Origin of the sequence: Comamonas sp. B-9, from assembly GCF_000410635.1 — a bacterium.
Lineage (GTDB): Bacteria > Pseudomonadota > Gammaproteobacteria > Burkholderiales > Burkholderiaceae_C > Comamonas.
In genome coordinates, this window is record NZ_KE148615.1 from 4,360 (window position 1) to 18,131 (window position 13,772).

Annotated in this window: 13 protein-coding genes; all 13 read left to right on the forward strand. The window is 61.9% G+C overall.

Features of this window, described 5'->3' with window-relative positions; translation table 11 throughout:
- A partial coding sequence (locus tag H928_RS28365; RefSeq protein ID WP_158400572.1) for a DUF4115 domain-containing protein occupies positions 1 to 377 on the forward strand: 377 nt, incomplete at its 5' end.
- A gap of 33 nt (positions 378 to 410) precedes the next feature.
- Positions 411 to 1,655, forward strand: a complete 1,245-nt coding sequence (gene ispG, locus H928_RS0116615) for a flavodoxin-dependent (E)-4-hydroxy-3-methylbut-2-enyl-diphosphate synthase (RefSeq protein ID WP_052330062.1) — start codon at positions 411 to 413, stop codon at positions 1,653 to 1,655.
- 61 nt (positions 1,656 to 1,716) lie between these two features.
- Positions 1,717 to 3,021, forward strand: coding sequence for a histidine--tRNA ligase (gene hisS, locus H928_RS0116620; protein WP_021027517.1), 1,305 nt, complete (start codon positions 1,717 to 1,719; stop codon positions 3,019 to 3,021).
- Positions 3,022 to 3,071: 50 nt separating this feature from the next.
- Positions 3,072 to 3,716 (forward strand): tetratricopeptide repeat protein, encoded by a 645-nt coding sequence (locus H928_RS0116625; protein ID WP_021027518.1) that lies wholly within the window; start codon positions 3,072 to 3,074, stop codon positions 3,714 to 3,716.
- Positions 3,717 to 3,738: 22 nt separating this feature from the next.
- Entirely contained in the window at positions 3,739 to 4,890 is a 1,152-nt protein-coding gene (bamB, locus tag H928_RS0116630; protein ID WP_027011041.1) for an outer membrane protein assembly factor BamB, read from the forward strand.
- Between the two features lie 21 nt (positions 4,891 to 4,911).
- Positions 4,912 to 6,252 (forward strand): ribosome biogenesis GTPase Der, encoded by a 1,341-nt coding sequence (gene der / locus H928_RS0116635; RefSeq protein WP_021027520.1) that lies wholly within the window; start codon positions 4,912 to 4,914, stop codon positions 6,250 to 6,252.
- Between the two features lie 129 nt (positions 6,253 to 6,381).
- The gene (hfq, locus tag H928_RS0116640) at positions 6,382 to 6,633 is read left to right on the forward strand and encodes an RNA chaperone Hfq (RefSeq protein ID WP_021027521.1); all 252 of its coding nucleotides are present in this window, start codon (positions 6,382 to 6,384) and stop codon (positions 6,631 to 6,633) included.
- Between the two features lie 98 nt (positions 6,634 to 6,731).
- A complete protein-coding gene (gene hflX / locus H928_RS0116645) occupies positions 6,732 to 7,889 on the forward strand; it encodes a GTPase HflX (RefSeq protein ID WP_021027522.1) in 1,158 nt (385 codons plus the stop codon).
- Positions 7,890 to 7,947: 58 nt separating this feature from the next.
- On the forward strand, positions 7,948 to 9,312 hold the full coding sequence (gene hflK / locus H928_RS0116650) for an FtsH protease activity modulator HflK (protein WP_021027523.1): 1,365 nt from the start codon (positions 7,948 to 7,950) through the stop codon (positions 9,310 to 9,312).
- Between the two features lie 9 nt (positions 9,313 to 9,321).
- Entirely contained in the window at positions 9,322 to 10,206 is an 885-nt protein-coding gene (gene hflC, locus H928_RS0116655; protein WP_021027524.1) for a protease modulator HflC, read from the forward strand.
- A 189-nt stretch (positions 10,207 to 10,395) separates the two neighbouring features.
- Positions 10,396 to 11,544: an ATP phosphoribosyltransferase regulatory subunit gene (locus tag H928_RS0116660; protein ID WP_021027525.1), complete on the forward strand. Its 1,149-nt coding sequence runs from the start codon at positions 10,396 to 10,398 to the stop codon at positions 11,542 to 11,544.
- A 29-nt stretch (positions 11,545 to 11,573) separates the two neighbouring features.
- Positions 11,574 to 12,947, forward strand: coding sequence for an adenylosuccinate synthase (locus H928_RS0116665; protein ID WP_021027526.1), 1,374 nt, complete (start codon positions 11,574 to 11,576; stop codon positions 12,945 to 12,947).
- Positions 12,948 to 12,979: 32 nt separating this feature from the next.
- Positions 12,980 to 13,504 (forward strand): phosphoribosyltransferase, encoded by a 525-nt coding sequence (locus tag H928_RS0116670; RefSeq protein ID WP_021027527.1) that lies wholly within the window; start codon positions 12,980 to 12,982, stop codon positions 13,502 to 13,504.
- Positions 13,505 to 13,772 lie beyond the last annotated feature (268 nt).

Genomic DNA, 13,772 nt, shown 5'->3' on the forward strand with positions numbered 1-13,772 from the left:
TAGCGCTGGGCGGCAGCTCGACCGACCCGGTGCCCGAGGCGCCGGCCAATGGCGCGGCTGACGCTGGTGGCAGCGCTGCGCTGGCAGGCCAGCCCAGCCCCGCCGCTGCTGCCCCGGTGGTGGCTGCTCCTGTGGAAGGCGCGCCGTTGCTGCATTTCAAGGCCAGCCAGGACAGCTGGGTGCAGGTCAAGGAAGCCAGTGGCAAGGTGGTGTTTGAGAAGACCATCCGCGCTGGCACGAGTGAAGATATCGCGGCCACGCCACCGCTCAAGCTCATCGTGGGCAATGCGGTGGGCGTGGAGATGCAGCTGCGCGGGTCGGCTTTTGATTTGAAAAAAGTGACCAAGGGCAGCACCGCCCGTTTTGAGGTGAATTAAGTGCAAGAAGAGAACATCCTGTTGCCCGTGCCCATGGTGGCGCCGGCCGCCCGCAAAAGTCGCCAGGCCCGTGTGGTCTGGGGTGACCGGGTGGTGACGGTCGGGGGCGATGCGCCGGTGCGCATACAGTCGATGACGAATACCGATACCGTGGATGTGATCGAGACGGCCATCCAGGTCAAGGAGCTGGCGCAGGCGGGCTCGGAGATGGTGCGTATCACCGTCAACACGCCCGAGGCTGCGGCAGCGGTGCCCTATGTGCGCGAGCAGCTCGACCGCATGGGCGAGAACGTGCCGCTGGTGGGCGATTTCCACTACAACGGCCACCGCCTGCTCACCGAATTCCCCGACTGCGCCAAGGCGCTGTCCAAGTACCGGATCAACCCGGGCAACGTGGGCAAGGGCGACAAGAAGGACAAGCAGTTCGGCCAGATGATCGAGGCGGCCATGCAGTACGACAAGGCCGTGCGCATTGGCGTGAACTGGGGCAGCCTGGACCAGGAGTTGCTCGCCGAGCTGATGGACGAGAACAACCGCCGCGCGGTGCCCTGGGATGGGCGCCAGGTGATGTACGAGGCGCTGATCACCTCGGCCATTTCCTCTGCGCAGCGTGCCGAGGAAATGGGCCTGAACGGCGACCAGATCATCCTGTCCTGCAAGGTCAGTGGGGTGCAGGATCTGGTGGCGGTCTACCGCGGCCTGTCTGCGCGCTGCGACTATGCCTTGCACCTGGGGCTGACCGAGGCGGGCATGGGCACCAAGGGCACGGTGGCCTCGGCCGCTGCGCTGTCGATTCTGCTGCAAGACGGTATTGGCGACACCATCCGCGTGTCGCTCACCCCGCAGCCGGGCGAAGCGCGCACGCAAGAGGTGGTGGTCGCCAGCGAGATTCTGCAGGCCATGGGCATGCGCAGCTTTGTGCCCAGCGTCACCGCCTGCCCGGGCTGCGGCCGTACCACCAGCACCACCTTCCAGGAGCTGGCGCGCGACATCGACCAGCACCTGCGCTCGCAAATGCCGGTCTGGCGCGTGAAGTACCCCGGCGTCGAGAAGATGAAGGTGGCCGTGATGGGCTGCATCGTCAACGGCCCCGGCGAGAGCAAGCATGCCGATATCGGCATCAGCCTGCCGGGCAATGGCGAGTCGCCCGCCGCTCCCGTCTTCATCGACGGCGAAAAGGCGCTGACCTTGCGCGGTGACCGCATTGCGCAGGAGTTCCACGAGATCGTGCAGGCCTATGTGGAGCGCCGCTACGGTGCTGCCAAGGTAGATAATTGAGGGCTGCACTTGCTGGCCTGGCAAGTGTTTGCAAGCATACTGAACAGAGAGATTGAAGCCCATGGGCATGAATGAAAAGCTGGCCGCCATCAAAGGCATGAACGATATCCTGCCGCCCGATTCGGCCATGTGGGAATGGTTTGAAGGCAAGGTGCGCGATGTGATGGGGCGCTTTGCCTACCGCAATATCCGCACGCCGCTGGCCGAGCACACGGCGCTGTTTGTGCGCGGCCTGGGCGAGGTGACCGATATCGTCGAGAAGGAAATGTATTCCTTCGAAGACCGGGCCGACAAGCATGGCCAGGCCGAGCACCTGACCTTGCGCCCCGAAGGCACGGCTGGTGTGGTGCGTGCCGTGGTCGAGAACAACCTGCTCTATGACGGCGGCAAGCGCCTGTTCTACATCGGCGCGATGTTCCGCCGCGAAAAGCCCCAGCGCGGCCGCTACCGCCAGTTCCACCAGGTGGGTGTTGAAGCCATGGGTTTTGGCGGCGCCGAGCTCGATGCCGAGGTGATCCTGCTGGCCGCGCAGCTCTGGAAGGACCTGGGCATTGAAGGCGTGCGCCTGGAGCTCAACAGCCTGGGCCAGCCCGAGGAGCGCCGCGCGCACCGTGAGGCGCTGGTGGCCTATTTCGAGCAGCACACCGAGGTCATGGACGACGAGGGCAAGCGCCGCATGTACAGCAACCCGCTGCGTGTGCTCGACACCAAGAACCCGGCCATGCAGGCCATGGTCAATGCCGCGCCCCAGCTGCTTGATTTTCTGGGTGAGGACTCCAAGGCCCACCTCAAGGCCGTGCAGGACATTCTGGACGCCAACGGCGTGGCCTGGTCGGTCAACCCGCGCCTGGTTCGCGGCATGGACTACTACAACCTGACGGTGTTCGAGTTCATCACCGACAAGCTCGGCTCGCAAGGCACGATCTGCGGCGGCGGCCGCTATGACTACCTGATCGAGCAGATTGGCGGCAAGCCCGCGCCGGCCGTGGGCTGGGGCATGGGCATCGAGCGCGTGCTCGAGCTGATCAAGGAGCTGAATATCCAGTGGGATCGCCCGTCTATTGATGCCTACGCTATCCTGCCGGACGCAGCCTTGCTGCCGCAGGCCATGCGCGTGATCCAGACCCTGCGACAAGCCGGTGTGCGGGTGCAGATGCATGGCTCGGCCGTGGCAGGGAGCCTGGGCAGCATGAAGTCGCAGTTCAAGAAGGCCGATGCCAGCGGCGCCGCTTGCGCGCTGATCTTTGGCAGCGACGAGATGCAGCGCGGCATGGTGACCGTCAAGCAACTGCGTGATGGCGAGGGCGCCCAGGCAGAACGCGCTATTGATGCCGTGGCCGATTGGGCAGCGCAATTGCGCGCATAGGCGCAATCGCAGCGGCAAGCTTTTTTTTGATTCAACTCCATTAGAACAATATGGCAACGCATTTAGATCTGGAAGAACAGGAACAGATAGACCAGCTCAAGCACTTCTGGAACAAGTGGGGCACCTTGATCACCACGGTGCTGGTGATTGTGCTGGGTGGCTTTGCCGCCTGGAATGGCTACCAGTACTGGCAGAACCGCCAGGCCTCACAGGCCAGCGCGCTGTCGTCGGCGGTCGAGTCGGCCGTCAACTCGGGTGACAAGACCCGCATCGACCAGGCCTTTGGCGACCTGCGCAGCAACTACGGCAGCACCATCCAGGCGGCGCATGCCGGTCTGCTGGTGGCCAAGGCGGCGGGTGACAAGGGCCAGATGGACGATGCCAAGGCAGCGCTCACCTGGGTGGCAGACAATGCCTCGGACGAAGGCCTCAAGGCCACCGCCCGTGTGCGTTTGGCAGCCGTGCTGCTCAACAGCCAGGCCTATGATGAGGCGCTCAAGGTGCTGGGCACCAAGATGCCGACCGAGTTCGATGCCGTGGTGGCAGACCACAAGGGCGATGTCTACCTGGCCAAGGGCGACAAGGCGCAAGCCATCGAGTCGTACAAGGCGGCTTTGCAAAAGACCGAACCGGGCGTGGAATACCGCAATGTGATCTCCGTCAAGCTCAATGCGCTGGGCGAAGATCTGAAGTGATGGATGGCAGAAGGCAGTGCGCATGAAACAACAACAGGCATATGCTGCAGCAGCTGCTGCAGCCAAGGTTTTGACGGTATCGGCAGTGGCTCTGGCCATTGCGGGCTGCTCTTTGTTCTCGTCGGACAAGCGCAAGCCTGCCGAGCTTGAGCCCAATGTCGCACTGCTGTCTGTGCAGCAGGTCTGGACACAGCGCATTGGCAAGAGCAATCCCACCTTGGTGATGAATGTCAGCGGCAAGGTGGTGACCCTGGCCTCTGCGGATGGCCAGGTGGCTGCCGTCAATGCCGATACCGGTGCCGATCTCTGGCGCGTCAACGTGGGCCAGAAGCTCTCGGCCGGCGTGGGCAGCGATGGCAAATGGGCTGCCGTGGTGACCGAAGACGGCAACCTGGTCGCCCTGAGCCAGGGTAAGGAAATGTGGCGCAAGCGCCTGCCAGCGCGTGTCTATACCGCGCCGCTGGTGGCGGGCGAGCGCATTTTTGTGCAAAGCGCGGACCGCTCGGTGCAGGCCTTTGATGCGGCATCCGGCCAAGCGCTGTGGAGCCAGGCCAAGACCAGCGAAGCGCTGGTGCTGCGCCAAAGCGGCGTGCTGACGGCCTACCAGGACACCCTGGTCGCTGGCGTGTCGGGCCGCTTTGTCGGTATCGATCCCAACACCGGCGCACTGCGCTGGGAAGTGCCGATTGCCAGCCCCCGTGGCACCAATGACGTCGAACGTCTGGTGGAACTGGTGGGCGGCGTGTCGCGCGAAGGTTCCGTGCTGTGCACGCGTGCCTACCAGATGGCCGTCGGCTGTATCGATGCATCCACGGCGCAGCTGAGCTGGACCGTGCGTGCCGAAGGCATCAACGGTATCTCCGGCGATGCCGATGTGGTGGCCGGTGCCGATGGCAATGGCGTGATCACGGCCTGGGCGCATGATGGCGGCAGCGTGGTGTGGACGAGCAATCGCCTGCGCTACCGCAAGCTGAGCCAGCCGCTGGTGCTGGGCCGCTCTGTGATTTTTGGTGATAGTTCGGGTACGGTGCATATGCTGTCCAAGAAAGACGGCTCGCCGCTCAACCGCTTCTCTACCAACAGCTCCGGTATTTCCGTGGCGCCGGTATTGGCGGGCAACACCATGGTGGTGCAGACGAATGATGGCGCGGTGTATGGCTTTCGGCCCGAGTAAGAAAAGAAAAAGTAGTCAGGAATGAAGCCAGTTATTGCTTTGGTGGGGCGTCCCAATGTGGGCAAATCCACCTTGTTCAACCGGATGACAAAGTCGCGCGACGCCATCGTTGCCGACTTTGCCGGTTTGACGCGTGATCGCCACTACGGCCAAGGCCGTCAGGGCAAGCACGAATACATCGTGATCGATACCGGTGGTTTCGAGCCCGATGCGACCAGTGGCATTTTCAAGGAAATGGCCAAGCAGACCCGCCAGGCCGTGGCCGAGGCGGATGTGGTGCTGTTCGTGGTTGATGTGCGCCTGGGTCTGTCGGCCCAGGACCATGAGATTGCCGGCTACCTGCGCCGCCTGGGCAAGCCCGCGATGCTGGTGGGCAACAAGGCCGAAGGCATGAAGGACGGCGGCCAGCTGGCCGAGTTCTACGAGCTGGGTCTGGGTGAGGTGTTCCCGGTATCGGCCGCGCACGGCCAGGGCATCCGCACCATGATCGACATGGCGCTGGAGCAGTTGCCCTGGCTCAACCAGGAAGACGATGCGGAAGCCGAAGAGGACGAGCAGGTCATCAAGCTGGCCGTGGCAGGGCGCCCGAATGTGGGCAAGTCCACCTTGATCAACACCTGGCTGGGTGAAGAGCGCCTGGTGGCCTTTGACATGGCCGGTACCACGCGCGATGCGATCGCGGTGCCGTTCGAGAAGAATGGCCAGAAGTTCCAGCTGATCGACACCGCCGGTTTGCGCCGCAAGGGCCGGGTGTTCGAGGCCATCGAGAAGTTCTCGGTGGTCAAGACCCTGCAGGCCATTGAAGGCGCCAACGTGGTGCTGCTGCTGCTCGATGCCACGCAAGGAGTGACCGACCAGGACGCGCACATCGCCGGCTACATCCTGGAAAGTGGTCGCGCCGTGGTGCTGGCCGTGAACAAGTGGGATGCGCTCGACGATTACGGCCGCCAGATGCTGGAGCGCTCGATTGAGCTGCGGCTGTCCTTCCTGAAGTTTGCACCGCTGCACTTCATCTCGGCCAAGAAGCGCCAGGGTCTGGGCCCGCTGTGGACCTCGATGACCCAGGCGCACAAGTCTGCCCTGTGCAAGATGCCAACGCCGGTGCTCACGCGCGTGCTGCTGGAGTCGGTGCAGTACCAGACGCCCAAGAAGATCGGGCCTTACCGCCCCAAGCTGCGCTATGCGCACCAGGGTGGCATGAACCCGCCGGTGATCGTGATCCACGGCAATTCGCTCGAACACATCACCGATGCGTACAAGCGATTCCTGGAAGGGCGTTTCCGCAAGGAATTTAATTTGATCGGCACCCCCTTGCGGATTGAATTCAAGACCTCACATAACCCTTACGCTGACAAAGATTGATAGCGTACAAGTGAGATGAGGTCTGATCCACAGACCCATCACATGGAAAAAACCATTTATCGTTCAGTTAGGATGCCACTGTGGTAAGGTGGCGTTTTACAACAACACTGTCCGAACACGGAGAATATCGTGAGCAACAAAGGCCAACTTCTGCAAGATCCCTTCCTCAACGCTCTGCGCCGCGAGCATGTGCCAGTGTCCATCTATTTGGTCAACGGCATCAAGCTCCAAGGCCAGATCGAATCTTTTGACCAGTACGTTGTGCTGCTGCGCAACACCGTCACCCAGATGGTGTACAAGCATGCGATCTCGACCATTGTCCCCGGTCGTGCCGTGAACTTCTCGGCACCTGACTCGCAAGACAACGAAGCCGCAGCCTAACGCTTTTGATAGCACAACACTCGCGCAATCCGCGGGTGAGCAGCTCTACATCATTGAGTAATCAACAAAATTCCAACGACAAAAAATCCACCCCGGTCATGCTGGTCGGGGTGGATTTTGGTTTTCCGCACTTCGATTCCGAGCTCGAAGAGCTGGGACTGCTGGCCCAAACGGCTGGCCTGAACCCGGTCGCGCGCCTGGTGTGCAAGCGCAAGGTGCCCGACGCGGCGCTGTTTGTGGGCAGCGGCAAGGCCGATGAGATCCGCCTGGTGGCGCAGACCCATGGTGCCACCGAGATCCTGTTTGACCAGGCGCTCAGCCCGGCCCAGCAGCGCAATCTGGAGCGCCATCTGCAGATGCCGGTCAACGACCGGACCTTGCTGATCCTCGAGATCTTTGCGCAGCGCGCACGCAGCCATGAGGGCAAGCTCCAGGTCGAACTGGCCAAGCTGCAGTACCTCAGCACGCGCCTGGTGCGCCGCTGGTCGCACTTGGAGCGCCAGCGCGGCGGTATTGGCACGCGTGGCGGCCCGGGTGAGACGCAGATCGAGCTGGACAAGCGCATGATCAACGATGCGATCAAGCGCACCAAGGACCGGCTGCTCAAGGTCAAGAAGCAGCGCGCCACGCAGCGCCGCCAGCGCCAGCGCAACGACACCTTCAATGTCTCGTTGGTGGGTTACACCAACGCCGGCAAATCGACCTTCTTCAACGCCGTGGTCAAGGCCCGCGCCTATGCAGCCGATCAGCTGTTTGCGACCTTGGACACGACGACGCGGCAGATGTACCTGGAGTCGGCACAGCGCTCCATCTCCATCTCCGACACGGTCGGTTTTATTCGTGACCTGCCCCACGGGCTGGTCAATGCTTTCGAGGCAACCCTACAAGAAGCGGTCGATGCAGATCTGCTGCTGCATGTGGTCGATGCCTCCAACCCTGCCCACCCGGAACAAATACAACAAGTCCAAAAGGTTCTTCGGGAAATTGGGGCAGAAAACGTGCCGCAGGTTCTGGTATTCAATAAACTGGATGCCATTGAGCCAGACCGGCGGCCACCAGCGCTTGCAGACAGCTATGAGCTCGATGGGGTGCAGGTTCCACGATTCTTTGTCAGCGCAGCCAAGGGGCAGGGGCTGGAGGCCGTGCGCGAGCACCTGGCCCAGGCCCTGGTCGCTCGCCAGGCAGCGCTCGATGCGGGTGATGCCTGGGAGATAGCCCCAGACGCTGATGACGAATTGCTGGGAAATGCCTCCTAGGGCTGCCACAATGGCTGCTTGCATGCGCTTGTAACGCTGATTCATAGAGACATCGCTAATGAAACTTCATTCACGTTTTCCGCGCCTGGCCTTGCTGCCGCAGGGCCTGCGCGGAATGTTTAACCTGAACGATCCTCGCTGGGGGCGGGGTGACGATGGCAAGGACGACAGCAGCAATGCAGGTCAAGAGCCATCTCGCCCGCCCTACAACCCGCCCGAGCAGAACAACCGGCCCAACGCGCAGCGCCCTGGCACCAGCGGTGCCCCGGATCTGGACGAGCTGTGGCAGGACCTGAACAAAAAGCTCGGTGGTTTGTTCGGTGGCGGTAAAGGCGGCGGCACGGGCCGCGGCAGTGCAGGGCAGCCGCCCGAGTTCAAGGGCGCAGGCGTTGGCCTGGGCCTGATCGTCGGCGTTGCCGCACTGATCTGGATGGGCACCGGCTTTTTCATCGTGCAAGAAGGCCAGCAAGCGGTCATCACGCAGTTCGGCAAGTACCACAAGACCGTCAATGCCGGTATCAACTGGCGCCTGCCATACCCGATCCAGCGCCATGAGCTGGTCTATGTCTCGCAGATCCGTTCTGCCGATGTGGGCCGCGACAGCATCATCAAGACCACTGGTCTGCGCGAATCGGCGATGCTGACCGAAGACGAGAACATCGTCGAGATCAAGTTCGCCGTGCAGTACCGCCTGAGCGATGCCCGTGCCTGGCTGTTCGAGAGCAAGGCGCCGGCAGACACCGTGATCCAGGTGGCTGAAACCGCCGTGCGTGAGGTGGTGGGCAAGATGAAGATGGATGCGGCGCTGGCCGAAGAGCGTGACCAGATTGCGCCCCGCGTGCGTGAGCTGATGCAGGTCATCCTGGATCGCTACAAGATCGGTGTCGAGGTCGTTGGCGTCAATCTGCAGCAAGGCGGCGTGCGTCCGCCCGAGCAGGTGCAGGCGGCATTCGACGATGTGCTGAAGGCCGGGCAGGAGCGTGAGCGCACCAAGAACCAGGCCGAAGCCTATGCCAACGATGTGGTGCCACGTGCCACCGGTACGGCATCGCGTCTGATGGAAGAGGCTGCCGCTTACAAGGCCCGGATCGTGGCGCAGGCCCAGGGTGATGCCCAGCGCTTCTCGTCGATCTATACCGAGTACCAAAAGGCGCCGGTGGTCACGCGTGACCGCCTGTACCTGGAAACCATGCAACAGGTCTACAGCAATGTGACCAAGGTGGTGGTCGATTCCAAGCAAGGCTCCAACCTGCTGTACCTGCCGCTGGACAAGATCATGCAGCAGACCCAGGGCGGCGCTGCGGCAGGCGATGCTGCTGCCAGCGCGAACGCGTCCACGACCAGCGCACCGGCGCCCGCACCATCGGTGCCCGATGCCCGTGCCCGTGATACCAGCCGTACCCGTGACCGCGAGTCGCGCTAGGAGTGATTTGTGAATCGAATGGGATTTTTAGCTTCAACCGTCCTGGTGGTGCTGGCCTTGCTCAGCTCCACCGTGTTTGTGGTCGATCAGCGGCAGTTTGGCATCAAGTATGCGCTCGGCCAGATCAAGGAAGTCATCACGGAGCCGGGCTTGAACTTCAAGCTGCCGCCGCCGCTGCAGAACGTGACCTACCTGGACAAGCGCCTGCTGACCTTGGACAGCACCGACACCGAATCCATGCTGACTGCCGAGAAGCAGCGCGTGGTGATTGACTGGTATGTGCGCTGGCGCATCACCGATCCTTCGGCCTATATCCGCAATGTGGGTACGACCGAAGGCCAGGGCGCGATCCAGCTCAACCGCGTGGTGCGCAATGCCTTCCAGGAGGAAGTCAACCGCCGTACCGTGCAGGACATGATCTCTGGCAAGCGCGAGCAGACCATGGCCGACGTCAAGCGCGAAGTGCTCGAAGCGGTCAAGGGCAGCAAGCCTTGGGGTATCGACATTGTGGACGTGCGCATCACACGCGTTGACTATGTGGAGGCCATCACCGAATCGGTCTATAGCCGTATGGAAGCCGAGCGCAAGCGCGTGGCCAATGAGCTGCGTTCGACCGGTGGTGCCGTGGGTGAAAAGATCCGCGCCGATGCCGATCGCCAGCGTGAAGTGACGGTGGCCAATGCCTACCGTGACGCCCAGGCGCTCAAGGGTGAGGGCGATGCCGAAGCGGCCAAGGTCTATGCCGATGCCTTTGGCAAAGACCCGCAGTTCGCGCAGTTCTACCGCAGCCTGGAGGCCTACAAGTCCAGCTTCAACAAGAAGTCGGACGTGATCGTGGTCGATCCATCGTCCTCGGATTTTTTCAAGGGCTATCGCTCGTCCGGCACCAAGTAAGCCCGGCCCAGCGCTCCCTGCCAGCCACTTTGCATACGCAAAGTGGCTTTTTTCATTGGGGTTTCTTATAGCATCGCTAGGCGCTGGGCTCTGTAATGGCCGCAAAGGCGCAGTGCCGAGAGCAGGAAATGCGGATCGCCCGCTGTCATCCCTGTAGAATCACGTTTTTAACAGCCCTCCCAATTCCCCATGTCTGCTTGGATCCTTCCGGATCACATTGCCGATGTGCTGCCTTCTGAAGCGCGACACATCGAAGAGCTTCGGCGTGGCCTGCTCGACACGGCTTGTGCTTACGGCTACGAACTGGTGATGCCCCCGCTGCTGGAGCATCTGGACTCGCTGCTCTCCGGCTCCGGTGAAGCGCTGGACCTGCTGACCTTCAAGCTGGTGGACCAGCTCTCCGGCCGGACCCTGGGCATCCGCCCTGACACCACCCAACAAGTTGCTCGCATCGATGCCCATTTGCTCAACCGCAAGGGTGTGACGCGTCTGTGCTACTGCGGGCCGGTGCTGCATGCCAAGCCCGATCGCCCCCATGCGACCCGCGAGCCCTTGCAGTTTGGCGCTGAAATCTACGGCCATGCCGGGGTAGAGGCGGATGTGGAGGTGATCGCGCTGGCGACCGCGTCGCTGCGCGTGGCCCAGCTGCATGATTTCTCGGTGGACCTGGCCGATGTGCGCATCGTTCAGCGCCTGCTGGCGGGCTTGCTGGTGGATCTGCCCACCCTTCGCCGCGTGCATGCGGCGCTGGCGGTCAAGGATGCCTCCGAGCTCGCTGCGCTGACCCGTGATTTTCCGCAGGCCCAGCGCGATGGGCTGCGTGCCTTGCTCAACCTGTATGGCGATGTGGAGGTGCTGGCCGAGGCTGAAAAGGCCCTGGCAGCCATCCCGGGTGTGGCACCGATTCTGGCGGACCTGCGCCAACTGGCCAGCCGCATCGACAGCCCGGCTGTGACGTTTGACCTGGCCGATCTGCGCGGCTACTCCTACTACAGCGGCATGCGCTTTGCGATCTATGCGCAAGGCGTGACCGATGCGCTGGTACGTGGCGGCCGCTACGACGAGGTGGGTGCCGCTTTTGGCCGCAGCCGTCCTGCCGTTGGTTTCAGTCTGGATATCAAGCAGCTGGTGCCGGTGGTCGAGCCGCGTCCCCTCAAGGCTGCCATTCGCGCGCCCTGGGTGGACCGCCACGATATGCGCGAGGTCATCGCCCGCCTGCGCCAGACCGGTGAAACCGTGGTCTGCGCCTTGCCTGGGCATGACGATGAAGTCGACGAATTCAATTGTGACCGCGAACTGGCCGAAGTCGATGGCCAGTGGATCGTGCGCAGCATTTAACCGTATTTTGTTCTTGGATGGGAAAAGACATGGCTATCTCCAAAGGTCGCAACGTTGTTGTGGTTGGCACTCAATGGGGTGACGAAGGCAAGGGTAAGTTGGTCGATTGGCTGACGGAGAGCGCACAAGGTGTGGTGCGCTTCCAGGGTGGTCACAATGCCGGCCACACCTTGGTCATCAATGGCGTGAAGACGGCACTGCATCTGATCCCCAGCGGCATCATGCGCCCCGGCGTCAAGTGCTACATCGGCAATGGTGTGGTGCTGTCCGTGGGTAAGCTGTTTGAAGAAATCGAAGGCCTGGAGAAGGCCGGCGTTCAGGTGCGTGATCGCCTGCGCGTGTCTGAAGCCTGCCCGCTGATCCTGCCTTTCCACCAGGCGCTGGATCTGGCCCGTGAAGCGGCTCGTGAGCAGGGTGGTGTGCAAAAGATCGGCACCACCGGCAAGGGCATCGGCCCTGCCTATGAAGACAAGATTGCCCGCCGTGCACTGCGCGTGCAAGACCTCAAGCACCCCGAGCGTTTTGCCACCAAGCTGCGCGAGCTGCTGAGCCTGCACAACCACATCCTGGTGAGCGTGCTCGGTTCGCAGAAGTTCGACTTCGGCCCGCAACTGGCTCCCTACATGAAGAATGGCGAGATCCAGTTCGACGCCGTCTACAACGAAGCCATGCAACACGCCGAGCTGATCAAGCCGATGATTGCCGATGTCTCGTCCGAGCTGAACCAGGTGCATGCCGAAGGCGGCAACCTGCTGTTTGAAGGCGCGCAAGGCTCGCTGCTGGATGTGGACCACGGCACCTACCCCTATGTGACCTCGTCCAACTGCGTGGCTGGCAATGCGGCTGCCGGTGCGGGCGTGGGCCCAGGCCTGCTGCACTATGTGCTGGGTATTACCAAGGCATACTGCACCCGCGTCGGTGGTGGTCCCTTCCCGACCGAGCTGGAATGGCAAAAGGAAGGCACGCCAGGCTGGGTGATGAGCACCGTGGGCGCAGAGAAGGGCGTCACCACCGGTCGCTATCGCCGCTGCGGCTGGTTTGATGCGGCCTTGCTCAAGCGCTCGGCCCAGATCAACGGCCTGTCCGGTCTGTGCATCACCAAGCTGGATGTGCTCGACGGCATCGAAGAGCTGCAGCTGTGCGTGGGCTATGAGCTCGATGGCGAGCGCATCGACCTGCTGCCACTGGGCGCAGACGACATCGAGCGTTGCAAGCCCATCTACGAAGCAATCCCCGGTTGGACCGACACCACCGTGGGTGTGACCGAATACGACAAGCTGCCCGTCAATGCGCGCCGTTACCTGGACCGTATTGCCGAAGTCACCGGTGTGCCCATCGCCGTTGTCTCGACCAGCCCGGATCGCGACCATACGATCCTGATGCACAACCCCTACCAGGCTTAAGCCCTGGTTGCTACTTTTGATTGAGGAAACCCATGCTTACTGAAGACGGCAAGCACTTGTATGTCAGCTACGACGAGTACCATGGCCTGATTGAAAAACTGGCCATCAAGATTCACCAATCGGGCTGGGAGTTCGACACCATCTTGTGTCTGGCTCGCGGCGGGATGCGTCCTGGCGACATCCTGAGCCGTATTTTTGACAAGCCCCTGGCCATCATGTCGACCAGCTCCTACCGCGCCGAGGCCGGTACGCAGCAGGGTCACCTGGATATCGCGCGCTTCATCACCACCCCCAAGGGTGAGATCGCTGGCCGCGTGCTGTTGGTCGATGACCTGGCGGACTCGGGTCACACGCTCAATGCCGTGATCAACATGCTCAAGAACAACTACGCGCCCATCACGGAGCTGCGCAGTGCGGTGATCTGGACCAAGGGTGTTTCCACCTTCACGCCCGATTACTCGGTGGAGTTCCTGGCGACCAACCCCTGGATCCACCAGCCGTTCGAGGGCTACGACAGCCTGCGTCCAGAGAAGCTGCTGGAGAAGTGGAAGGTCTGATCGGCCGCTGCAGTTGAAAAAAATTGCAATTTCATGAAAAGCTGTCGGTAAACGCCTATACAATAGCGTCTATCGACAGCACGATGCCTTGCAAAGCTGCCAGACTCGAAAGAGGGCGGTTCGCAAGGTTTGTTTTTTTGAGGTGCTGACAAGGGGTCTGGCGGAAACGCCAAAAACTTTGTCAAACAGTTCAAAAAGCTGTGCTACAATACAAGGCTTCGCTGATCGCGGCGAAGGGGGTTCAAGGCTTAAGGCTCTTGGGTCAGGT

What these genes read in the sequence shown, in the direction of transcription:
- H928_RS0116670 (WP_021027527.1), top strand. Translation starts at nt 12,980, where the DNA reads ATGCTTACTGAAGACGGCAAGCACTTGTATGTCAGCTACGACGAGTAC.
- bamB (WP_027011041.1), top strand. Translation starts at nt 3,739, where the DNA reads ATGAAACAACAACAGGCATATGCTGCAGCAGCTGCTGCAGCCAAGGTT.
- hflK (WP_021027523.1), top strand. Translation starts at nt 7,948, where the DNA reads ATGAAACTTCATTCACGTTTTCCGCGCCTGGCCTTGCTGCCGCAGGGC.
- ispG (WP_052330062.1), top strand. Translation starts at nt 411, where the DNA reads ATGGTGGCGCCGGCCGCCCGCAAAAGTCGCCAGGCCCGTGTGGTCTGG.
- hisS (WP_021027517.1), top strand. Translation starts at nt 1,717, where the DNA reads ATGGGCATGAATGAAAAGCTGGCCGCCATCAAAGGCATGAACGATATC.
- hflX (WP_021027522.1), top strand. Translation starts at nt 6,732, where the DNA reads ATGCTGGTCGGGGTGGATTTTGGTTTTCCGCACTTCGATTCCGAGCTC.
- der (WP_021027520.1), top strand. Translation starts at nt 4,912, where the DNA reads ATGAAGCCAGTTATTGCTTTGGTGGGGCGTCCCAATGTGGGCAAATCC.
- H928_RS0116660 (WP_021027525.1), top strand. Translation starts at nt 10,396, where the DNA reads ATGTCTGCTTGGATCCTTCCGGATCACATTGCCGATGTGCTGCCTTCT.
- H928_RS0116665 (WP_021027526.1), top strand. Translation starts at nt 11,574, where the DNA reads ATGGCTATCTCCAAAGGTCGCAACGTTGTTGTGGTTGGCACTCAATGG.
- H928_RS0116625 (WP_021027518.1), top strand. Translation starts at nt 3,072, where the DNA reads ATGGCAACGCATTTAGATCTGGAAGAACAGGAACAGATAGACCAGCTC.